The 23,660-nt window shown below is 63.0% G+C and carries 16 protein-coding genes; 13 read left to right on the top strand and 3 right to left on the bottom strand.

What is annotated here, in order from left to right:
- Positions 1-2 precede the first annotated feature (2 nt).
- The 3 genes from ABSY17_RS18480 to ABSY17_RS18470 form a co-directional block, all read right to left on the bottom strand.
- Positions 3-1,145, bottom strand: coding sequence for a DegT/DnrJ/EryC1/StrS family aminotransferase (locus ABSY17_RS18480; protein WP_378943790.1), 1,143 nt, complete (start codon positions 1,143-1,145; stop codon positions 3-5).
- A 233-nt stretch (positions 1,146-1,378) separates the two neighbouring features.
- Positions 1,379-2,302: a carbohydrate kinase gene (locus ABSY17_RS18475; protein WP_378943788.1), complete on the bottom strand. Its 924-nt coding sequence runs from the start codon at positions 2,300-2,302 to the stop codon at positions 1,379-1,381.
- A gap of 114 nt (positions 2,303-2,416) precedes the next feature.
- Positions 2,417-3,562: an ROK family protein gene (locus ABSY17_RS18470; protein ID WP_378952855.1), complete on the bottom strand. Its 1,146-nt coding sequence runs from the start codon at positions 3,560-3,562 to the stop codon at positions 2,417-2,419.
- Positions 3,563-3,846: 284 nt separating this feature from the next.
- On the opposite strand from ABSY17_RS18470, the gene ABSY17_RS18465 reads away from it, so the two are divergent.
- The 13 genes from ABSY17_RS18465 to ABSY17_RS18405 all read left to right on the top strand — a co-directional run bounded on the left by ABSY17_RS18465 (position 3,847) and on the right by ABSY17_RS18405 (position 23,660).
- A complete protein-coding gene (locus tag ABSY17_RS18465) occupies positions 3,847-4,878 on the top strand; it encodes a sugar ABC transporter substrate-binding protein (RefSeq protein ID WP_378943786.1) in 1,032 nt (343 codons plus the stop codon).
- Positions 4,879-4,979: 101 nt separating this feature from the next.
- Positions 4,980-6,062, top strand: coding sequence for an ABC transporter permease (locus ABSY17_RS18460; RefSeq protein WP_378943784.1), 1,083 nt, complete (start codon positions 4,980-4,982; stop codon positions 6,060-6,062).
- Positions 6,062-6,844 carry an ATP-binding cassette domain-containing protein gene (locus ABSY17_RS18455; protein WP_378952852.1) on the top strand — a complete coding sequence of 261 codons (783 nt, stop codon included), beginning with the start codon at positions 6,062-6,064 and terminating at the stop codon, positions 6,842-6,844. Before ABSY17_RS18460 ends, ABSY17_RS18455 begins: the two co-directional genes overlap by 1 nt.
- A gap of 152 nt (positions 6,845-6,996) precedes the next feature.
- Positions 6,997-9,465, top strand: a complete 2,469-nt coding sequence (locus tag ABSY17_RS18450; protein WP_378952849.1) for a glycogen/starch/alpha-glucan phosphorylase — start codon at positions 6,997-6,999, stop codon at positions 9,463-9,465.
- A gap of 51 nt (positions 9,466-9,516) precedes the next feature.
- On the top strand, positions 9,517-11,733 hold the full coding sequence (gene glgB / locus ABSY17_RS18445; protein WP_378943782.1) for a 1,4-alpha-glucan branching protein GlgB: 2,217 nt from the start codon (positions 9,517-9,519) through the stop codon (positions 11,731-11,733).
- Positions 11,734-11,747: 14 nt separating this feature from the next.
- Positions 11,748-13,010, top strand: a complete 1,263-nt coding sequence (glgC, locus tag ABSY17_RS18440) for a glucose-1-phosphate adenylyltransferase (protein WP_378943780.1) — start codon at positions 11,748-11,750, stop codon at positions 13,008-13,010.
- A 3-nt stretch (positions 13,011-13,013) separates the two neighbouring features.
- Entirely contained in the window at positions 13,014-14,459 is a 1,446-nt protein-coding gene (gene glgA / locus ABSY17_RS18435) for a glycogen synthase GlgA (RefSeq protein WP_378952846.1), read from the top strand.
- Between the two features lie 2 nt (positions 14,460-14,461).
- Complete coding sequence (locus tag ABSY17_RS18430; RefSeq protein WP_378952843.1) at positions 14,462-16,090, top strand: alpha-D-glucose phosphate-specific phosphoglucomutase; 1,629 nt, start codon at positions 14,462-14,464, stop codon at positions 16,088-16,090.
- A 28-nt stretch (positions 16,091-16,118) separates the two neighbouring features.
- Positions 16,119-18,140: a glycogen debranching protein GlgX gene (gene glgX / locus ABSY17_RS18425; protein ID WP_378943778.1), complete on the top strand. Its 2,022-nt coding sequence runs from the start codon at positions 16,119-16,121 to the stop codon at positions 18,138-18,140.
- Positions 18,137-19,780, top strand: a complete 1,644-nt coding sequence (locus tag ABSY17_RS18420) for an alpha-glucosidase family protein (RefSeq protein WP_378943776.1) — start codon at positions 18,137-18,139, stop codon at positions 19,778-19,780. Before glgX ends, ABSY17_RS18420 begins: the two co-directional genes overlap by 4 nt.
- Positions 19,781-19,970: 190 nt before the next feature.
- Entirely contained in the window at positions 19,971-21,563 is a 1,593-nt protein-coding gene (locus tag ABSY17_RS18415) for a peptide ABC transporter substrate-binding protein (protein ID WP_378943774.1), read from the top strand.
- 62 nt (positions 21,564-21,625) lie between these two features.
- Complete coding sequence (locus tag ABSY17_RS18410) at positions 21,626-22,549, top strand: ABC transporter permease subunit (protein ID WP_378943772.1); 924 nt, start codon at positions 21,626-21,628, stop codon at positions 22,547-22,549.
- Positions 22,542-23,660, top strand: coding sequence for an ABC transporter permease (locus tag ABSY17_RS18405; RefSeq protein ID WP_378943770.1), 1,119 nt, complete (start codon positions 22,542-22,544; stop codon positions 23,658-23,660). Before ABSY17_RS18410 ends, ABSY17_RS18405 begins: the two co-directional genes overlap by 8 nt.

Raw genomic sequence — 23,660 nt, 5'->3', positions numbered from 1 at the left:
GCCTACTCGGCCGCGATCCTGGCCGAGTTCGAGCCGACATAGTTGCGGATCGTGCTGATGATCCGGTCCTGGTCGGCTTCGCTGAGATAGGGGTGCATGGGCAGGCACAGGATGGTGCCAGGCACCGCTTCCGAAACCGGCAGGCCGCCAGGCGTGCGCGGATAGTGCCGGTAGGCGACCTGGGTGTGCAGCGGCTTCACGTAGTAGATGACCGACGGGATGCCCTGTTCCTGCAGATGGGCCTTCAGCCCGTCACGGTCGGCAGTCTCGATGGCATACTGCGCCCAGGCCGAGCGGCCGTCTTCCGGCGCGCGCGCTGCCTTGACCACGTCACCGAGTCCGTCGGCGTAGCGCTTGGCCACCACTGCACGGGCCTGCATCTCGTCTTCGAGGATCGCGAGCTTTTCGATGAGGATCGCGGCCTGCAGGGTGTCGAGGCGCGAATTCAGGCCGACATGGATGTTGTCGTACTGCGTTTCGCCCTTGCCGTGGAAGGCGAAGGAGCGCAGGCGCGCGGCGAGTTCGTCGTCATTGGTGAACATCGCGCCGCCGTCGCCGTAACAGCCCAGCGGCTTCGCCGGATAGAAGCTGGTCGCACCGACATGGCCGTAAGCGCCGCACATCTTGCCGTCCTGCGCGCCGCCGATCGATTGGGCGGCGTCCTCGATGACCAGAAGCTTCTCGCGCTTGGCGATGGCGTCGATCGCGGCATAGTCGGCGGCGGTGCCGAACAGGTCGACCGGGATGATCGCCTTGGGCTTCAGGCGGCCCTCGGCCTTGACCATCGCAATCGCTGCTTCGAGGCTGTCGATGGAGATGTTGTAGGTGTCGGGTTCGATGTCGACGAAGACCGGCTCGGCCTTGGCGAGTGCCACGACTTCGGCGGTTGCCGCGAAGGTGAAGCTCGGCACGAACACCGCATTGCCCGGGCCGATGCCGGAGGCGAGCAACGGCAGCAGCAGCGCATCGGTGCCGTTGGCGCAGGCTACGACATGCTTGACGCCGACATATTTGGCGAGCTGGTTCTCGAATTCAGTGACCTCGGGGCCGAGGATGTAGCGCCCATCGTCGACGACCTTGTCGATGGCCGCCTTGAGACGGTCGCGGATACGTTCGCGCTGCGCGCCGAGATCGATGAACTGCATTCTGGCCCCATAACCCACTGACTTTATTGCGCCGCTGATAGCAGAGTTGCCGGAGTCGAAAAAGCCGAGGGGCCTGCGGCAAGTCGGGCGCGGCTGTGGTTCTTGTTACTTTCGGTTGTGCCGCTTTCGCGCCGAAAGTGCCGGAAAACGTGGCTTTCTTGCCATTGGCCATCCAGCCGGCTTGGCAATTCGAAACATAAAGTGATCTTGCGAGGTGCCGGAATGCGCCGAAATCAGCCCAGTTCGTGCCGCCATGGCGGGTTGGCGCCGGCGCGCGAGACGGTCACGCCGGCAGCGCGCGCGCCGAGTGAAAGCGCCTGTTCGATGGCGGCTTCCGACAGGTCGGCAATCGCTGATTTGGTCAGGGCGCCTTGTTCGTGGAGCGAGGCCAGCACGCCGGCGTTGAAGGTGTCGCCAGCCCCGACAGTGTCGACGACGGCTACCTTGTCGGGCGTCACCGAGACGGTGTGCCTGGGGCTGTAGGCGGTGGCACCCTTGCTGCCCGCGGTGACGATGACCAGCTTCGGGCCCTTGCGCAGCCAGTTGGCGGCGATCTCGTCGTGGCTGCCGGTCTCGCCGAACCAGGCGAGGTCCTCGTCCGAAAGCTTGACGATGTCGGCCATCGCTATCATCCGCTGCATCCGCTCGAGATGACGCTGCTTGTCTGGAATGAAACCCGGCCGGATGTTGGGGTCGAGCATGGTCACGCGCCGCTCATGCTCGCGCTTCATCAGCGCCTCATAAGCCGAGCCGCAGGGTTCGGGGATCAGGCTGATCGCGCCGAACAGCATGGCGTCGATGTCTTTGCCGAGCGCCGGCAGGTCGGCCTCGGTCAGCATCCGCCCGGCCGTGTTTTCATCATAGAAGGTATAGGTCGCGTGGCCGTCGTTGAGGCGCACGAAGGCGAGCGTGGTCGGGCGCGGCGACAGGTCGGCATAGCGCGAACCGACATTGCTGGCCGCAAGCACATCCCGGATCTGCTGCCCGAACAGGTCGGAAGACAGGCCGGAGAAGAACTCGACCGGCACGCCGAGCCGTCCGAGCGCGATCGCCGAATTGAAGATCGCCCCGCCCGCATAGGGCGCAAAGGCAGCTTCGCCTTCGACGCTCCGCCGCGGCAGCATGTCGATGAGCGCTTCACCGCAGCAAAGGATCATGAGTTTCCGCTCCCCTTCGGATAGATGACACCCTCGCGGATGACGACAATGCCGTAGAGCGTCGGCTCGCTGGTGGCAATGGGGCCGTGCAGCGGCTGAACTCCGACAGGCACGTCAGCCCCGCGAAAGCGGCGTTGCGCCGACGAGAAAGCGCTCGGACAAGGGCAGACTGGCACCGCCGAGTGCGCGGGCATGGATACCCACGGTTCCCTCTCGCACCGTGGGGATGCGCAGGCCCTCGACGTCGATCCCGCCGATCGCCGCTTGCACCGCGCCAACGAGGCGGGCGCGGATCGAGGCAGGCATCCAGCCGTCGATGATCGCGCTCTCGAAGTCGATGACCGAGGCAGAGGCGACGATGGCGTAGGCGAGTGCGCCGGCGGCCGCCGCAATCCAGTCGTCGAGCTCGGGCCCGAGTTCGCCCCACTCCTTGGGCGACGTCCATAGCTGGGAGGCATCGACGCCGCGCGCGTTCAGGGTCTTTTCAAGCGCGGCGATGGAGGCGATGTCGATGAGTTGCGTCGGCTTGCCGCCGGGGCCGGGCACCGGCATCGAGCCCAGTGCGCCGGCATTGCCGGTCGGTCCGCTGTAGAGTCTTCCATTGAGCACCACGCCGCCGCCGGCAAAAGCGCCGATGTAGAAGTAGACGAAATCGCGCAGATTGCCGATGTCGCCGAATACCAGTTCGGCGCCGCAGGCCGAGGTTGCGTCGTTCTGCATGTAGACCGGGAAGCTGACCAGCGACTGGAGGTCGGCGCGAATGTCGCGGGAGCGCCATTCGACCAGGATCTGGTCGGGGGCGCCCGCGGCATCGGCCCAGTTCCACAGTTCGAATGGCATGGCGGCACCCAAGCCGGCGATGCGCTGATCCTGCTCGCGGGTCAGGCTGGCGCGCATCCGGGCGATGCCCGAGCGCACGAATTCGATCGTCTCGCGCGGGGCAGGGTAGCGATAGGAGTTGTGCAGCATCATCCGCGTGTTGCCGAGGAAGTCGATCAGCACGAGTTCGGCGCTGCGCCGCCCAATCTTGAGGCCGATGAAGAAGGCGCCTTCCGGGTTGAGCGCCATCGGAATGGAGGGCTGGCCGATCTTGCCGCGCACGGGCTCCTGCCTCAGCAGGAGGCCTTCTTCCTCCAGTTCGCGCATGATGACCGAAACGGTCTGGGCCGAAAGGCCGGTCATCCGGGCAATGTCCGATTTGGCCAACGCACCGCTCTGTCGCACAAGAGACAGCACCAGCCGCTCGTTGTGGTCGCGCATGCCGCTCTGGTTGGTCCCGCGCAGGTGCTGGCTTTCCGAGGCCTCTGGCAAACCCTGACTTATGCTTCCGGCTTCCACCGGTTTCCTCCCGTCAATTCCATGTCGCTGTCGTGTTTTGGGACAGAATGCGGCTGCACTGCAATCCTGTCAATAATAATTAAGAGTGATTTATTTATTGACTCATCGTCCGGATTGGTGTTTCGTCATCGCGGGATGCTCGACTGGGAAGGGTGAACGAACATTCGTTGAGGTGCCGGATAGCCAATCTTTGGGAGGAGAGTGCGATGAAGGTCACAGTGCTTAAATCGACTGTCTTTGGCGCGGCTGCTGCTGCGCTTCTCGGTTTTGCTGCGCCTGCTTCGGCGGCCGATGTCGGCGCCTGCCTGATCACCAAGACCGACACCAATCCGTTCTTCGTCAAGATGAAGGAGGGGGCGGCCGCCAAGGCCAAGGAACTCGGCGTCAATCTCAAGAGCTACGCGGGCAAGATCGACGGCGACAGTGAAAGCCAGGTGGCGGCGATCGAGACCTGTATTGCCGATGGCGCCAAGGGCATCCTGATCACTGCCTCGGACACCAAGGGTATAGTGCCGTCGATCAAGAAGGCGCGCGACGCCGGCATGCTGGTCATCGCGCTGGACACGCCGCTCGAGCCGGCCGACGCCGCCGACGCGACATTCGCGACGGACAATCTGATGGCCGGCAAGCTGATCGGGCAGTGGGCGGCCGCAACCCTCGGCGACAAGGCCAAGGATGCGAGGGTTGCCTTCCTCGACCTTGCCCCGTCGCAGCCGACCGTCGACGTGTTGCGCGACCAGGGCTTCATGATGGGTTTCGGGATCGACGTGAAGGATCCCAACAGGATCGGCGACGAGGACGATCCGCGCATCGTCGGCCATGACGTCACCAACGGCAACGAAGAGGGCGGCCGCAAGGCCATGGAGAACCTGCTCCAGAAAGATCCCGGCATCAATGTCGTTCACACCATCAACGAGCCTGCCGCCGCCGGTGCCTACGAGGCGCTGAAGGCGGTGGGACTGGAAAAGAACGTGCTGATCGTCTCGGTCGACGGCGGCTGCCCGGGCGTGAAGAATGTCGAGGCGGGCGTGATCGGTGCGACTTCGCAGCAATATCCGCTGGCCATGGCGGCACTCGGCATCGAGGCGATCAAGAAGTTCGCCGACACTGGCGAGAAGCCCAAGCCTACCGAGGGCAAGGCGTTCTTCGATACGGGCGTTGCGCTGGTGACCGACAAGCCCGCCAAGGGTGTCGAGTCCATCGACGTCAAGTCCGGCCTCGCCAAGTGCTGGGGCTGATCTAGATATCGGAGCATTGACCGTTCGGAAGGAGGGCGGTCTCCGGGCCGCTCTTCCTGCAAGAGGGATCGAGAGAATCCCTCATTGGGAGGAAATTCGACATGTCCGACGCTTCGGCAGATGCCAGGCGGCCGCAGGAGTTCGAGAAGGTTCTCTCGGGCAGCGACACGTCAGTGGCAAGCTTCGAGACGCATACGCGATCTCCGGTCGAGAAGATCCAGCATTTCCTGCACTCCAATCCAGCGGCCGTACCGCTGATCGTGCTCGTCGCATCGCTGGCTGCATTCGGCTTCATCATTGGCGGAAAGTTCTTCTCCGCATTCTCGATGACGCTGATCCTTCAGCAGGTCGCCATCACCGGCATCATCGGCGCCGCCCAGACGCTTGTCATCCTGACGGCCGGCATCGACCTTTCGGTCGGCGCCATCATGGTGCTGTCTTCGGTGGTGATGGGCCAGTTCACCTTCCGCTACGGCCTGCCGCCGTCGCTTGCGGTTCTCTGCGGCTTTGCCGTCGGCGCCTTGTGCGGCTGGATCAATGGCGCGCTGGTGGCATATATGAAGCTGCCGCCCTTCATCGTCACGCTCGGCATGTGGCAGATCGTGCTGGCCGCGAACTTCCTCTATTCGGCGAATGAAACGATCCGCTCCCAGGACATCGAAGCCCAGGCTCCGCTGCTCCAGCTGTTCGGCCAGAATTTCAGGATCGGCAATGCCGTGTTCACCTACGGCGTCGTCGCCATGGTGCTGCTGGTCTTGTTCCTCTGGTATGTCTTGAACCACACCGCATGGGGGCGGCATGTCTACGCCATCGGCGACGACCCTGACGCAGCCCAGCTTTCCGGCGTGCGCGTGAACAAGGTGCTGATCTCCGTCTACGTGCTTTCCGGGTTGATCTGTGCGCTTGGCGGTTGGGTGCTCATCGGGCGCATCGGCTCGGTTTCGCCGACCGCCGGCCAGTTTGCCAACATCGAATCCATCACCGCGGTGGTCATCGGCGGCATCTCGCTATTCGGTGGCCGCGGCTCGATCCTGGGCATGCTATTCGGTGCCCTCATCGTCGGCGTCTTCCAACTTGGGTTGCGCCTGATCGGCACCGATCCGCAGTGGACCTACCTGCTGATCGGCATGCTCATCATCATCGCGGTCGCAGTCGACCAGTGGATCAGAAAGGTTGCAGCATGATGTCGACCGAACCTCTCCTCACAGCGCGTGGCCTGGTCAAGCGTTATGGCCGCGTCACTGCCCTCGATTATGCCGATTTCGACCTCTATCCGGGCGAAATCCTCGCCGTGATTGGCGACAACGGTGCGGGAAAGTCATCGCTCATCAAGGCGATATCGGGGGCCATCCTGCCCGACGAAGGCGAGATCCGCCTCGACGGCAATGTGGTGAACTTCAAGGCGCCGATGGAAGCCCGCGACGCCGGCATCGAGACGGTCTACCAGAACCTCGCCCTGTCGCCAGCGCTGTCGATCGCCGACAACATGTTCCTTGGTCGAGAGGTCCGAAAGCCGGGCATCCTCGGCAACTGGTTCCGCATGCTCGACCGCACGGCGATGGAAAAGCGCGCCCGCGACAAGCTCACCGACCTCGGCCTGATGACCATCCAGAACATCAGCCAAGCGGTCGAAACGCTCTCCGGTGGCCAGCGCCAAGGCGTGGCGGTGGCGCGCGCCGCTGCCTTCGGGTCCAAGGTCATCATCATGGACGAACCGACGGCGGCCCTTGGTGTCAAGGAATCCCGACGCGTCCTTGAACTGATCCTCGACGTGAAGCGGCGCGGAATTCCGATCGTGCTGATCTCGCACAACATGCCGCATGTGTTCGAGGTGGCCGACCGCATCCACATCCACCGGCTCGGCCGGCGCCTGACCGTCATCGACCCAAGAGAATACACCATGTCCGATGCGGTTGCCTTCATGACCGGGGCCAAGGCACCCCCGGAAGAGGCGCTCGCCGCCTGATCGGCCTGCAATCTCCGCGTCGCCGGATATTGACGCGGAGATTCAATTCGATTGGAAATAGGCTCGGTTGGCCAGCATGAACAGGAGGATCGGTGTCGGATCGGGAGGGAAGTGACAACGTGGCCGACCTGGCCAGCTATGCGAGAGGCAAGATGACCCGCGCAATGCCCCCGAAACTCTCCCATCCGCCGTTGGGCGACACCAACCCCCAGGCACTTGCCGACGAAATTCTGCAGGCGCTGAAATACCGCATCGGCAAGGATGCCACGGTTGCCACCGACTACGACTGGCTGACCGCATCCATCAAGGTCGTGCGCGACCGCATCGTTGACGAGTGGATCTCGTCGACCAAGGAGGCCTATGAGGAAAGCGCTAAGCGGGTCTACTACCTGTCGCTGGAGTTCCTGATCGGCCGACTGATGCGCGACGCCTTCTCCAATCTCGGCCTGATGGAGGCGATGCGCGAGGCGCTGGCCTCGCTCGGCGTCGAGTTCGACGTCATTGCCAAGCTGGAGCCTGACGCTGCGCTCGGCAATGGCGGCCTCGGGCGCCTTGCCGCCTGCTTCATGGAAAGCATGGCGACGGTCGACATCCCCGCCCATGGCTACGGCATTCGCTACGCCAACGGCATGTTCCGCCAGGAAATCCAGGATGGCTGGCAGGTCGAGCTACCGGAGACCTGGCTGGAGCACGGCAACCCCTGGGAGTTCGAACGCCGCGAGCGCGCCTTCGAGGTCGGCTTCGGCGGATCGGTGGAGTCGGTCACGGCCAAGGACGGTCGGCTCGAGCGTCACGTCTGGAAGCCGACGGAGCACATGCTTGCGGTTCCCTATGACACACCTGTCGTCGGCTGGCGCGGCAAGCGCGTCAACACGCTGCGGCTCTGGTCCGGCATGCCGGTCGACCCGATCCTGCTCGACCGGTTCAACGCCGGTGACCATATCGGCGCCTTGGCGGAGAGCAACAAGGCCGATGCGCTTTCGCGGGTGCTCTATCCCGCCGACGCCACGCCGGCCGGACAGGAGCTCAGGCTGCGGCAGGAATATTTCTTCTCGACCGCCTCGCTGCAGGACATCCTGCAGCGCCATCTCAGCCAGTATGGTGATCTGAACGCGCTGCCGGAAAAGGCCTCGATCCATCTCAACGACACCCACCCGGCGGTCGCCGTGCCCGAACTGATGCGACTGCTGATGGACGTCCACGGGCTGGATTTCGACACCGCCTGGGGCATCACCAAGAGTACATTCGCCTACACCAACCACACGCTGTTGCCCGAGGCGCTGGAAAGCTGGCCGGTGCCACTGTTCGAGCGGCTGCTGCCGCGGCATATGCAGATCGTCTACGCGATCAATGCCGAAGTCCTGCTCGAGGCGCGCGCCACCGGCCGTTTCGACGACGAGCAGATCAGTTGCATCTCGCTGATCCAGGAGGATGGCGGGCGCCGTGTCCGCATGGGTAATCTGGCCTTTGTCGGATCGCACAGCGTCAACGGCGTGTCGGCGCTCCATACCGAGTTGATGAAGGAGACGGTGTTCGCCGACCTCCACCGGCTCTATCCGCACCGGATCAACAACAAGACCAATGGCATCACCCCGCGCCGCTGGCTCATCCAGTGCAACCCCGGCCTGACTGGCCTGGTGCGCGAGGCCATTGGCGATCGCTTCCTCGACGACATCGAGGCGATACGCGACCTCGATCCGCTCGCTGGGGACGCGGGTTTCCGCGAGCAATTTGCGGCGGTGAAGCGGGCGAACAAGCAACGCCTGTCGAACCTGGTCGCCGAGCGGCTTGGCATCCGGGTTGATCCGTCGGCGCTGTTCGACATCCAGATCAAGCGCATCCACGAATACAAGCGCCAGCTATTGAACATCATCGAGGCGGTGGCGCTCTACGACCAGATCCGCTCGCATCCCGAGCGCGAATGGACGCCGCGGGTGAAGTTCTTCGGCGGCAAGGCGGCACCCAGCTACCACAACGCCAAGCTGATTATCAAACTGGCCAATGACGTGGCCAAGGTGATCAACCGTGACCCGTCGGTGCGCGGCCTGCTGAAGGTCGTCTTCGTGCCGAACTACAATGTCAGCGCCGCCGAGATCCTGATACCGGCGGCCGACCTTTCCGAGCAGATCTCGACCGCCGGCATGGAAGCGTCCGGTACCGGCAACATGAAGTTCGCGCTCAATGGCGCACTCACCATCGGCACGCTCGACGGTGCCAATGTCGAGATCAAGGAACATGTCGGTGACGACAATATCTTCATCTTCGGGCTGACCGCCGAGGAGGTCGCGCAGCGCCGCGCCAATGGATACCAGCCAGAGGCGGTGATCGACGGGTCGCCGGAACTGAAGCAGGCGATCGCAGCGATCTCGTCAGGCGTCTTTTCGCCTGACGATCCCGGCCGCTACCGCGATCTGATGGATGGGCTGTACCAGCACGACTGGTTCATGGTGGCTGCCGACTTCGACGCCTATTCCGCGGCCCAGCGCCAGGTCGACGCCGTCTGGCGCAATAGTCCCGACTGGTATGCGCGCGCCATCCACAATGTCGCGCGCGTCGGCTGGTTCTCTTCCGACCGGACCATCCGCCAATACGCCAAAGAAATCTGGAACGTACCGGCGTGATGTGATTGCATGCAGTGACCTCGCGAAATTACAGGGAGGGGACGCCTGAACATGAAAAAGCCGCGCGCGGCCGCCGAGACCAAGCCGGAGCCTGCAAGGGCGACGGACGGCGATGTCGAGGCGATCGTCAACGGGACCCATGGCGACCCGTTCGCGGTTTTGGGAATTCAGCAGGCCGACAGCGGCTTTGTGGAGCGTTGCTTCATACCGCATGCGGAGACGGCCACGGCCCATACGCTGGAGGGAAAGGCCTGCGGCGAACTTGAACTTCGTCATGCTGCCGGCTTTTTCGAGGGCAAGCTTTCCATCCGCAAGCGCCAGCCGATCAAGCTGCATGCGCGCAATGCCGGCGGCGAGTGGTGGATCACCGATCCCTACAGTTTCGGTCCGGTGCTTGGTCCGATGGACGATTACTTCATCGGCGAGGGCTCGCATCTCAGGCTGTTCGACAAGCTGGGCGCGCATCTGGTTTCGCACGAAGGCGTCAAGGGCGTTCACTTCGCCGTCTGGGCACCCAACGCGTTGCGCGTCTCAGTGGTCGGTGAATTCAACGACTGGGACGGCCGCCGCCACCCGATGCGGCTGCGCCAGGACACCGGGATCTGGGAAATCTTCATTCCCGGAATCGGCCCCGGCCGGCCCTACAAGTTCGAGCTGATCGGCGCACATGGCGTCAGGCTTCCGCTCAAGGCCGACCCGTTTGCCTTCCGCTCCGAACTGCGGCCGGCAACTGCCTCGGTCACCGACGCGCCTCCGGCGCATCAATGGGGCGACGACAAGCACCGCGCCTACTGGAAGTCGGCCGACCACCGGCGCGAGCCGATCAGCATATACGAGGTGCATGCCGGCTCGTGGCAGCGGCGCGACGACGGCTCGTTCCTGTCGTGGGATGAGATGGCGGACAGGCTGATCCCCTATGTCGCCGAGACCGGGTTCACCCACATCGAATTCCTGCCGATCTCCGAACATCCCTACGACCCGTCATGGGGCTACCAGACGACCGGGCTCTACGCGCCGTCGGCGCGTTTCGGCGATCCCGACGGATTTGCCCGCTTTGTCGACGGCGCCCACCGGGCGGGCATCGGCGTCATCCTCGACTGGGTGCCGGCGCATTTCCCGGTCGACGAGCACGGTCTCGCCCATTTCGATGGCACCGCCCTTTACGAGCATGCCGACCCGCGCAAGGGATTTCACCCCGACTGGAACACCGCGATCTACAATTTTGGCCGGCGCGAGGTGGTGTCCTTCCTCGTCAACAACGCGCTGTTCTGGGCCGAGAAATACCATGTCGACGGCTTGCGCGTGGATGCGGTCGCCTCGATGCTCTACCTCGACTACTCGCGCAAGGAAGGCGAGTGGATCCCCAACGAGTTCGGTGGCCGGGAGAATCTGGAATCGGTGCGATTCCTGCAGAAGATGAATGCGTCAGTCTATGGCGCTCACCCCGGCGTGATGACGATCGCCGAGGAATCGACCTCATGGCCGAAGGTGTCGCAGCCGGTGCATGAGGGCGGGTTGGGCTTCGGCTTCAAGTGGAACATGGGCTTCATGCATGACACGCTGGAATACCTTTCCAAGGAGCCGGTGCACCGAAAGCACCACCACAACGAAATCACCTTCGGGCTGACATATGCCTTCAGCGAGAATTTCGTGCTGCCGCTTTCCCATGACGAGGTGGTGCACGGCAAGGGCACGCTGCTCGCCAAGATGGCCGGGGACGACTGGCAGAAGTTTGCCACGCTGCGCGCCTATTACGCCTTCATGTGGGGCTATCCCGGCAAGAAGCTGTTGTTCATGGGCCAGGAGTTCGCCCAGCGCCGGGAGTGGAGCGAGGCAAGGGCGCTCGACTGGGACCTGCTCGACTTCGCCCCGCATCGCGGCGTCAAGCAGTTGGTGCGCGACCTCAACTATCTTTACCGCTCGCGGCCGGCACTGCATGCGCGCGACTGCGAGCCGGAAGGCTTCGAATGGCTGGTCGTCGACGACGCGGCGAATTCGGTCTTCGCCTGGCTGCGCAAGGCGCCCGGCGGCGCGCCGATGGCGGTGATCTCGAATTTCACGCCGGTGGCCCGCGAAAACTACAGCCTGCCGCTGCCCAAGGACGGCAAGTGGCGTGAGATCTTCAATACGGACGCGCTCGACTATGGCGGGTCCGGCAAGGGCAATGGCGGCATGGTCAGCGCGCAGCGGGTGGAGGGTGGAGGAGCAGTGGCAATGCTGCTTTTGCCGCCGCTGGCGACGATCATGCTGGAGCTTGTGGCGGACTGAGCAGGGAGGATGCCATGGAAGACAAGAGAAACCAGCCGTTGGCACGCGATGCCATGGCCTATGTGCTTGCGGGCGGTCGGGGCAGCCGGCTCAAGGAACTGACGGACCGGCGCGCCAAACCGGCGGTCTATTTCGGCGGCAAGACCCGCATCATCGATTTTGCGCTGTCCAATGCGCTGAACTCCGGCATCCGCCGCCTTGGCGTCGCCACCCAATACAAGGCGCATTCGCTGATCCGCCATCTGCAACGCGGCTGGAACTTCCTCAGGCCCGAGCGCAACGAGAGCTTCGACATCCTGCCGGCCAGCCAGCGTGTGTCGGAAACGCAGTGGTACGAAGGCACGGCCGACGCGGTGTTCCAGAACATCGACATCATCGAGGCCTACGGCCCGGAATACATGGTCATCCTCGCCGGCGACCACATCTACAAGATGGACTACGAACTGATGCTGCGCCAGCACGTCGATGCCGGCGCCGACGTGACCATCGGCTGCCTCGAGGTGCCGCGCATGGAGGCGACCGGCTTCGGCGTCATGCATGTCGACAGCAAGGACAACATCATCTCCTTCATCGAGAAGCCCGACGATCCGCCCGGAATGCCCGACAGGCCCGACTTCGCGCTCGCCTCGATGGGCATCTATGTCTTCAATACCAAGTTCCTGATGGAGCAACTGCGCCGCGATGCGGTTGAACCCAACTCCAGCCGCGACTTCGGCAAGGACATCATCCCCTACATCGTTCATCACGGCAAAGCCGTCGCGCATCGTTTCGCCAACTCCTGTATCCGTTCGAGCACGGAAGGGGAGGCCTACTGGCGCGATGTGGGCACGGTCGATGCCTATTGGGAGGCCAATATCGACCTGACCGACGTGACGCCGGAACTCGATCTCTACGACCGGAACTGGCCGATCTGGACTTATGCGGAACTGACGCCGCCGGCGAAATTCGTCCATGACGAAGACGGAAGGCGCGGCCAGGCGATCTCGTCACTCGTGTCGGGCGACTGCATCATCTCGGGCGCTACGCTGCGGCGGAGCCTGATCTTCACCGGCGCGCGGATCAATTCCTTTGCTTCGCTCGAGGACGTGGTGATGCTGCCAGCCTGCCATGTCGGCCGCTACGCCCGGCTTAAAAGAGTTGTCATCGATCATGGTGTACAGATCCCGGAGGGCCTGGTGGTGGGCGAGGATCCGGAACTCGACGCCAAGCGCTTCCGCGTCTCGGAAAAGGGCATCTGCCTGATCACCCAGGACATGATCAACAGGCTGGAGCTTTAATTGGTGCAGGTGCTTTCGGTCACGCCCGAGATATTTCCGCTGATCAAGACCGGCGGGCTGGCCGACGTGGCGGGGGCGCTGCCCGTGGCGCTCGCCGGGCTGGGCGTCGCGACGCGCAGCCTGGTGCCCGGCTATCCGGCCGTGATGAGCGCGCTCAAGAAAAATAGGGCTGTCCATCAATATGCTTCGCTGCAGGGCGGCAAGGCAGCGCTTGTTGCCGCCGAAGTGGCCGGGCTCGACCTGCTGGTGCTTGACGCGCCGCATCTCTTCGACCGCCCCGGCGGCCCCTATGGCGACGCGACGGGCGCCGACTGGCAGGACAACTGGAAACGTTTTGCCGCACTTGGCCGTGTCGGCGCCGACATCGCCGCCGGAGTCGTCAGCGGCTACAAGCCCGACATCGTGCATGCGCATGACTGGCAGTCGGCGATGACGCTTGCCTACATGCGCTACGGTGAGGCTGCCAATGTGCCGTCGGTGATGACGGTTCACAACCTCGCCTTCCAGGGCCAGTTCGCCGCCAGCATCTTTGCGGGGCTGGGGCTGCCCCAGCAGGCGATGGCGCTCGACGGCGTTGAATATTATGGCGGCGTCGGTTTCCTCAAGGCTGGCTTGCAGGCGGCCTCTGCCATCACGACGGTCAGCCCGACCTATGCGCAGGAGATCCGCACGCCGGCATTCGGCATGGGGCTCGACGGACTGCTGAACCTGCGCGCGCCCGAGCTCCACGGCATCGTCAACGGCATCGACGTCGACATCTGGAACCCTGAGACCGACAGGCATCTTGCGGCGACCTATTCGGCCAGCAGCCTCAAGGAGCGCAAGACCAACAAGGGGGCGATCGAAGAGCGCATGGTGCTCGACCGCGACGAGGGCCCGATCTACTGCGTGGTCAGCCGGCTGACCTGGCAGAAGGGCATCGACATACTCACCTCCATCCTCGATCCGGTCGTTGCATCCGGTGCGCGGCTGGCGATCCTGGGATCGGGCGATGCCGGGCTGGAAGGTGCGCTTCTGGCAGCCGCGGCACGCCATCGCGGCCGGGTCGGCGTCGTCATCGGCTATGACGAGGGGCTGTCGCATCTGCTCCAGGGCGGCGCTGACGGCATCCTGATTCCATCGCGCTTCGAGCCTTGCGGCCTGACCCAGCTTTATGGTCTGCGCTATGGCTGCGTGCCGATCGTCGCCCGCACCGGCGGACTTGCCGACACAATCATCGACGCCAACGAGGCGGCGGTTTCGGCAGGTGTGGCCACCGGGTTCCAGTTCGCGCCGGAAAATGCCGGCGCCTTCCATCATGCCATTTTGCGCGCCAACGCCCTATATGCCGACCCGGCCGACTGGACCTCGTTGCAGCGGCAGGGCATGAAAGCGGATGTGTCCTGGGACCGCAGCGCGCGGAAATACGCCGCGCTCTACCGGACACTGATTGCGAAAAGGGCTGCATGAAAATGATCCGAACCGTCTCCACCACTCCCTATGACGACCAGAAGCCCGGAACCTCGGGCCTGCGCAAGAAGGTGCCCGTTTTCCAGCAGCCGAACTATGCCGAAAACTTCATCCAGTCGGTGTTCGATTCGCTCCAGGGTTTCGCCGGCAAGACGCTGGTCGTCGGCGGCGACGGCCGCTTCTACAATCGCGAGGTGATCCAGAAAGTGATCACCATGGCTGCGGCTAACGGATTCGGTCGCGTCGTGGTCGGCCAGGGCGGCATCCTGTCGACGCCTGCAGCCTCCAACCTGATCCGCAAGCGCAAGGCCTTTGGCGGCATCATCCTGTCGGCCAGCCACAATCCCGGCGGCCCACGCGAGGATTTCGGCATCAAGTACAATGCCGAAAACGGTGGTCCCGCACCCGAAAAGCTGACGGATGCGATCTACGCCCGCAGCAAGGCGATCACCAGCTACAAGATCGCCGACATCGGCCACGTCGATCTCGATCGTGTCGGCACCGTCGATGCTGGTGGCATGGCGGTAGAAGTCGTCGACCCGGTGACCGACTATGCCGAACTGATGGAGACGCTCTTCGATTTCGACGCGTTGCGCGCCCTGTTCAAGTCGGGCTTCCGCATGCGCTTCGATGCGATGCATGCAGTCACCGGTCCCTATGCCAAGGAGATCCTCGAACGGCGGCTCGGCGCGCCCGAGGGCACGGCGCGCAATTTCATTCCGCTCGAGGATTTCGGCGGCCACCATCCCGATCCCAATCTCGTTCACGCCAAGCACCTCTATGACGAAATGATGGGGCCCAATGCGCCGGATTTCGGCGCCGCCTCCGACGGTGACGGCGACCGCAACCTGATCATCGGTCGCGGCATCTTCATCACGCCGTCGGATTCGTTGGCGATGCTTGCTGCCAACGCCCATCTGGCGCCTGGCTACAAGGCCGGGCTCAAGGGTATCGCCCGGTCGATGCCGACCAGCGGTGCGGCTGACCGGGTGGCCGAAAAGCTCGGCATCGGCATGTATGAGACGCCGACTGGCTGGAAGTTCTTCGGCAATCTGCTCGACGCCGGCATGGCGACGATCTGCGGCGAGGAAAGTGCCGGCACCGGCTCCGACCACGTACGCGAAAAGGACGGGCTGTGGGCCGTGCTGTTGTGGCTCAACATCCTGGCGGTTCGCGGCGAGAGTGCCAAGGAGATCGCGACCAAGCACTGGGCGACCTATGGCCGCAACTACTACTCGCGCCACGACTACGAGGAGGTCGAGACCGAGCGGGCCAATGCGCTGGTCGATGAGTTGCGGGGCAAGCTCGCTTCGCTGCCGGGCAGCGTCGTGCGGGGCATGAAGATCGCCGGCGCCGACGACTTCACCTATCTCGATCCGGTCGACGGGTCGGTGAGCCGGAACCAGGGCATCCGCATCATGTTTGAGGGCGGTTCGCGCGTCGTCTTCAGGCTTTCGGGGACCGGCACGTCGGGGGCGACAGTGCGGGTCTATATCGAACGCTACGAGCCCGATCCGGCGCGGCACGATCTCGACACGCAGCAAGCCCTCGCCGACCTGATCCAGGCCGCCGAGGACATTGCCGGTATCCGCCGTCATACCGGCCGCGAAAAGCCGAGTGTGATTACGTGAGATTGGCCGTCACCGTCGTCCCTGCCCAATGACCCAACGTCGCACCAAGACAACCCTGGGTGCGACGGTTGACGACGGCGGCATCCGCTTTTCGGTCTGGTCGGGTGATGCCGAGCGTATCTGGGTTTCGATCTTCGACGCTTCGGGGGATCGCGAGGCCGATCGCCTGGAACTGGTTCAAACGGGCGGCGGGGTCTTCTCGCTGTCCGTTCCGGGACTGGGGGAAGGCACCCGCTACGGCTATCGCGCCGAGGGCAGATATGCGCCTGGCGAGGGTTTCTGGTTCGATCCCGACAAGCTGCTGGTCGATCCCTATGCGCTGCGGATCGACCGGCCCTACCGCTACGACCAGCGTCTAGCCGCGCCGCGTGGGGAGGGCGGTGATACGGCGCCGCTGATGCCGACGGCGGTCGTGACCAGGCTTCCGACCGTCGCCGCTGCGCCACCGCTGTTCAGTCCGGCTGGGTTGATCTACGAGGTGCCGGTGCGCACCTTTTCGATGCGCCATCCTGATGTGCCGGAACATCTGCGCGGGACGATCCGTGCGCTGGCCGAGCCGGCGGTCATCGCGCATCTCGTGAAGCTCGGCGTCTCGGCGGTTGAACTGATGCCGGTCACCGCGACGATGGACGAGCGGCATCTGCCAGCGCTGGGCCTTAGCAACGCCTGGGGCTACAATCCTGTTACCTTCATGGCGCTCGACCCGCGTCTGGCGCCGAACGGAATCGCCGACCTCCGCGAAACCGTGGCCGCACTCCACGCCGCCGGCATCGGCGTGATCCTCGATCTCGTCTTCAACCACACCGCCGAGAGCGATGAGTTCGGGCCGACGCTATCGCTGCGCGGGCTCGACAACCGCGCCTACTATCGCCTGTCGAGCGATGGTTCTGGCCGATACGCCAACGACACCGGCACCGGCAACACGGTCGCCTGCGACCATCCGGTCGTGCGCGAACTCATCCTCGACAGTCTCAGGCACTTCGTTCTCCATGCCGGCGTCGATGGTTTTCGCTTCGACCTTGCTCCCGTGCTGGGCCGGGTCGGCGGCGAGTTTGTCGCCGATGCGCCGCTGCTCCGGGCAATGCGTGACGACCCCGTGATCGGCGACCGCATCCTGATCGCCGAACCTTGGGATGTCGGGCACAACGGCTATCGTCTGGGCGGTTTTCCCGACGGCTTTCTCGAATGGAATGACCGCTATCGCGACGATGTCAGGCGGTTCTGGCGCGGCGACCGCGCTTTGGTGGGGGCGCTCGCCACGCGGCTTGCCGGCTCGTCCGACATTTTTGGCGGGGGCAGGCGCACGCGAAGCGTCAATTTCGCCGCTGCCCATGACGGCATGACGCTGGCCGATATCGTTCGCTACGAGCGCAAGCACAACGAGGCCAATGGCGAGCACAATCACGACGGTCACAACGAGAATTTTTCCTGGAACAACGGCGTCGAGGGCGAGAGCCGCGACCCCGAGATAGCGGCCGAGCGTGCGCGCGACGTGCGCGCGTTGCTTTCGACGCTGTTTGCCTCGCGCGGCGCGATCATGCTGACGGCGGGTGACGAGTTTGGGCGCAGCCAACGCGGCAACAACAATGCCTATGCGCAGGACAACGAACTGACCTGGCTCGACTGGACCGGACGCGACCTGGAGCTGGAGACTTTCGTCGCGCGGCTTGCTGAACTGAGGCGAGCCGCTCCCGCCCTTGGCGAACTGGCTTTTCTCACCGGGACAGCGGCAGCGGGAAGGGAAATTCCTGACGTCGAGTGGCTGACCGAGGACGGAAGGCCGATGACGGAGGCCAACTGGAACGATCCCGACAGGCACCGCCTCGTCATGCTCCTCGCCGACGGCACGGCCACCGGCGGCCGCCTGGCCGTCATGGTCAACGGCGCGCGTCGCGATGCCAGCTTTCTGTTGCCTGCGCGCTGGGGCTTCACTTGGGTTGATGCCATGGACGGGGCGGAGCCGGCTGGCACTCGCTTCCCGGTTTCGGCGCGCAACGTCTGTTTCGCGCGCGAGCGAGCGACGGAAAATCCTGCAGGAGATGGGCGATGAAGGCGAAAAAAGGTGCGGCGTCGAATGCCGACTGGTGGCGCGGCTGCGTCATCTATCAGGTCTATCCGCGCTCCTATCAGGACAGCACCGGCGACGGCAGCGGCGACCTTGCCGGCATCATGCAGCGGCTGCCGCACATTGCCTCGCTGGGCGTCGATGCCGTCTGGCTGTCGCCCTTCTTCAAGTCGCCGATGGCCGACATGGGCTACGACGTGTCCGACTATTGCGCCGTCGATCCGATGTTCGGCACGATCGAGGACTTCGATGCGCTGGTCGCCGAGGCGCATCGCCTCGGGCTCAAGGTCATCATCGACCAGGTGCTGTCGCATTCGTCCGACAGCCATCCATGGTTCGTCGAAAGCCGCTCGAGCCGCGACAATCCCAAAACCGACTGGTACGTCTGGGCCGAGCCCAAGGCTGACGGCACCGCCCCCAACAACTGGCTGTCGATCTTCGGCGGCCCGGCCTGGGAGTGGGATTCGACGCGCAGGCAATATTACCTGCACAACTTCCTTGCCGCGCAGCCCGATCTCAATTTTCACAATCCCGAAGTTCAGGAAGCGCTGCTGGAGACCGTGCGGTTCTGGCTCGACCGCGGTGTCGACGGTTTCCGGCTCGACACGGTCAATTTCTACGTCCACGACAGGTGGCTGAGGGACAATCCGCCACTCGCAAGGAGCATTTCCGGCGAGATCGACGAGAAAAATCCATACGAATACCAGGACCACCTGTTCGACAAGACGCAGCCTGAAAACATCGGCTTTCTCAAGCGTTTCCGCGCGCTGCTCGACCAGTATGGCGCGCGCGCTTCGGTGGGTGAGGTGGGCGACGGCGAGCGCTCGCTACAGACGGTGGCAGCCTACACCTCCGGCGGCGACAAGCTCAATATGTGCTACACCTTTGACCTGCTTGGCCCGAAATTCTCGGCAAGCCATGTCCGCAAATGCATTGCCGATTTCGAGGCGGCGGTGGTCGATGGCTGGGTCTGCTGGGCCTTCTCCAACCATGACGTGATCCGCCACGTGACACGCTGGACCCGGCCGGGCGGCGACCCGGAGGCGGTGGCGAAATTCTCCATCGGCCTGCTTGCCTGCCTCAGAGGTTCGATCTGCATCTACCAGGGCGAGGAGCTTGGCCTCGAGGAGGCGGAACTCGCCTTCGAGGACCTTCGCGATCCCTACGGCATCCGATTCTGGCCCGGCTACAAGGGCCGCGACGGCTGCCGCACGCCGATGGTGTGGGAGGCGCAGGCCGAACAGGGCGGGTTCTCGGATGGCAAGCCCTGGCTGCCGATCCCGCCTGAACACCGGGCCCTCGCTGTAGACCGCCAGCAAAGGTATCACGACTCGGTCCTGGCCCGCTATCGCGCGGTGCTGGCCGCCCGCAGGGCCCATCCGTCCCTTGTCCATGGGGCGATTTCACTTCTGGATGCAGATGGTGACGTGCTGGCGTTCGTGCGGGAAGCGGAGGGTGAGCGGCTGCTGTGCGTGTTCAATTTTGCCGAACAGGCGGCGTGGTGGCCAATTCAGGATTGGGCGGGCCAACTGCTTTCGGTCGACTTTCCGGGAGCCGAGGGAGATGCCGATTCCGGCCGTATCGCCTTGCCGCCGCTTGGTTATTTCATCGGCCGCTTTGTTTGAACCTGCTCATGTTGACTTAAGGTTAGCAGGAGCCGTGTTGAAATAAAAAATTCTCATGGATAGTCTCAGCTACCGCCGGCAATGGGAACTGCCGGCTCGCTCAACGAAACCGGAAAAAATCCGGCATTCGGGCGCTAACCAGGCGAGGCCGTGTTTTACGGGGAACACGCCTATTTGGGAGATGGAAAACATGCTTAAAAACATGCTGAAAGCGACTGTGTTCGCGACGACGCTTACACTGACGGCGGGCGCGCTGTCGGTGCCTGCGTTTGCCGAGGTGGTCTATAATCGCGGCAGCGCCGCAGAGCCGGAGTCGCTCGATCCGCACAAGACGTCCACCACCTATGAAGCGGACATCCTGCGGGATATGTTCCTAGGTCTGGTAACGGAAAATGCGAAGTCGGAAGTCATCCCGGGAGCAGCTGAAAGCTGGACCGTGTCCGACGACGGCACCGTATACACTTTCAAGCTGCGCCAGGGCGCGACATGGTCCGACGGCAGCCCGGTGACTGCCGAGGATTTTGTGTATGCGTTCCAGCGCCTCCAAGACCCTAAGACCGCGGCCGAATATGCGTCAATGCTTCAGAAGGTCGTCAACGCAAAGGAAGTAAATGCGGGCACCAAGAAGCCGGAAGAACTTGGTGTAAAGGCGATCGACGCGAACACGCTTGAAATCACGCTGATTGCGCCGACACCGTATTTCCTTGAGGTTCTGACCCACCAGTCTACCTACCCCGTCAACAAGGCATCGGTCGAGAAGCTGGGAGCCGATTGGGTCAAGCCGGGCAACCTTATTTCCAATGGCGCGTACACGCTGGCCGAATGGGTCCCGAACGACCACATCAAGCTCGTCAAGAACCCGAAGTTCTACGACGCAGCCAACGTCAAGATCGACACAGTAAACTACATTCCGACTGAGGACCGCTCGTCGGCCATGAAGCGCTACGAGGCTGGCGAACTCGACAGCTATGGCGATCTGCCTACCGAGCAGCTTGCCGATCTGAAGGCCAAGTTCGGCGACCAAATTCGTGTCGATCCGTATCTCGGCATATACTACTATGCGATCAAGACCGATAAGGCGCCGTGGGACAACGTCGAACTCCGCAATGCTGTTTCGATGGCAATCGACCGCGACTTCTTGGCCGAGAAGGTTTGGGGCAATTCAATGTCTCCTGCCTATTCCATGGTGCCTCCGGGCATTCAGGGCTATACGACTTCGCCGGCGGCATTCGCTGACAAGTCGCAGATCGACCGCGAGGACGAAGCCAAGAAGATCCTCGAGAAGCTCGGTTATGGTCCGGACAAGCCGCTGAAGATGGAGATCCGCTACAATACGTCGGAGAACCACAAGAACACGGCAGTCGCGATCCAGGAACAGCTCAAGCCGCTCGGTATCGAAGCGACGCTGCTGAATACCGACACCAAGACCCACTACGGTCATCTCGAGCAGAAGGGTGACTATGACGTTGCCCGCGCCGCTTGGATCGCCGACTACAACGATCCGGAAACCTTCCTGGAAATCTCGCTCAAGGCGGACGGACACAATTACTCGAACTTCAACAATGCGAAGTTTGAGGAACTGATGAAGGCTGCCACGGCAGCTGGTGGAAAACCCGAAGAGCGCTTCAAGCTGCTTAGCGAGGCTGAGAGGGTTCTCGTTGACAACGTCGGCAACATCCCGCTGCTCTACTATAACTACCACAATATCGTTTCCCCGAAGCTCGTAGGCTTTGAGGACAACCAGATGGATCGTCATCCGACTCGATTCATGAGCAAGAACTAAGTCCAGCCGAACCGCCGCCCCGTTTCGGGGCGGCGGCTTTTCTTCTAAAAGGCGGACAAAAAATGCTGCGTTATGTACTCAGGCGGTTGTTGACCGCCATTCCGACGATGTTGGTCATTGTCACGCTGGCGTTCTTCCTGATCCGGGTAGCTCCAGGCGGCCCTTTCAATCAAGAACGTGGACTGAGTCCGGAAATCAAGGCCAACCTCGAAGCGCAATTCGGCCTGAATGATCCGCTCTGGCAACAATATCTGAACTATTTGAACAACTTGGCGCATGGTAGTCTCGGCCCGAGCTACAACTTGCCCGATTTCACTGTCGGTGAACTGTTTGCCACTGGACTGCCCATTTCTATCCAGCTTGGTGGCTTGGCGCTCCTGCTGGCTATAGTTGTCGGTGGCATCCTGGGCATTGTTGCCGCGCTCAACCAGAACAAGCTCGGCGATTATTCGGTGATCGCGCTGGCCACTGCCGGCAGCACAATCCCGACCTTCGTCATCGCGCCTGTCATCCAGTTGCTGTTCGGCCTGACTTGGAAGCTGCTACCGGTCGGTGGGTGGGGCGACGGCGCATTGATCAACAAGATCGGCCCGATCCTCACCCTGTCACTGCCGCAGATCGCCATCGTTGCACGCCTGATGCGCGGGTCGATGATCGAATCACTGCGCTCCAACCACATACGCACGGCCAGGGCGCTCGGCCTTTCCGACTGGTCGGTCGTGGTCAAGCATGCGCTACGCGGCGCGGTCCTGCCCATCGTTTCCTATGCGGGTCCCGCGGCGGCGGCGCTACTGACGGGTTCCATCGTTGTCGAAACGATCTTCGCCATCCCCGGCGTCGGCCGCTACTTCGTCGAAGCGGCACTCAATCGAGACTACACGCTGGTCATGGGTACGGTGGTGGTGATTGCGCTGTTTACGATCGCCTTCAATCTGATCGTCGACGTCCTCTATGCCTTCTTCGACCCGAGGGTGCGCTATGACTGATGCTGTTTTAGCTGAGCCCGTCGTCGGGCGATCGCTTTGGGGCGATGCGTGGGCGCGCCTGAAGGCGAACAAGGCTGCGATGTTCAGCCTTTTCTATCTGATCGGCATGGCAGTGGTTTGCGTGGTGGGCCCGTATTTCGTGCCGCACCAGTACACCACCATCTATGCCGACTATGTGCGTACGCCGCCAAGCCTGTCGGCCTATCCAAAACCGGAAATGATCGAGACGGCCTTGAACGACGTGGTCAAGCGCATGCGTGTCGATCTCAAGGAATGGAAGCAGGAGGACGAGCGTGTGTTCATGACACTCGTCTCGACCAAGCCGATCGACGAACGCAACGTCCGCTACATCGACCGTTCCGACACCTTCGACGACGGCAAGGTCGAGAGCAAGTCGGCCGACGGCCTTGCTATGGTCGTCAGCGCCTCGATCAAGCAGCAGTACTTTCTGTTCGGTACCGACAACGTGGGTAGAGATCTTCTGTCTCGGACGTTGATGGGGGGACGCGTTTCACTTGCCATCGGATTGCTTGCAGGCATCGTTGCGGTGGTGATCGGCGTCGTCTACGGCGCCACCTCCGGCTTCATGGGCGGCAAGACCGACGAGGTGATGATGCGCATCGTCGACGTGCTCTATTCGCTGCCCTTCATCTTCTTCGTGATCATGCTGGTCGTCTTCTTCGGGCGAAACTTCGTGCTGATGTTCCTGGCGGTCGGGGCCGTGCTTTGGCTCGACATGGCGCGTATCGTGCGGGGACAGGCCTTGTCGATCCGAAGGCAGGAATATGTCCAGGCCGCCGAGGCACTCGGCGTCAGGTCGCGCGGGATCGTGCAGCGGCACGTGATCCCCAACCTGCTCGGACCGGTGGTCATCTACATGACGCTACTGGTTCCGCAGGTCATCATCCTCGAGAGCTTCCTGTCGTTCCTCGGGCTCGGTGTGCAGGAGCCGATGACGAGCTGGGGCGTGCTCATCTCTGCCGGCGCGAAGAACATCGGCACAGCAAACTGGCTGCTGTTGTTCCCCGCGTTTTTCCTCGTCTCGACGCTGTTTGCGCTGAACTTCATCGGCGACGGGCTGCGCGATGCACTCGACCCGAAGGACAGGTGA

The organism is Mesorhizobium sp. ANAO-SY3R2 (assembly GCF_042466635.1).
Classification (GTDB): domain Bacteria; phylum Pseudomonadota; class Alphaproteobacteria; order Rhizobiales; family Rhizobiaceae; genus Aminobacter.
Note: the sequence above shows the minus strand (reverse complement) of the source record. Positions and strands in the feature narration are given on the sequence as shown.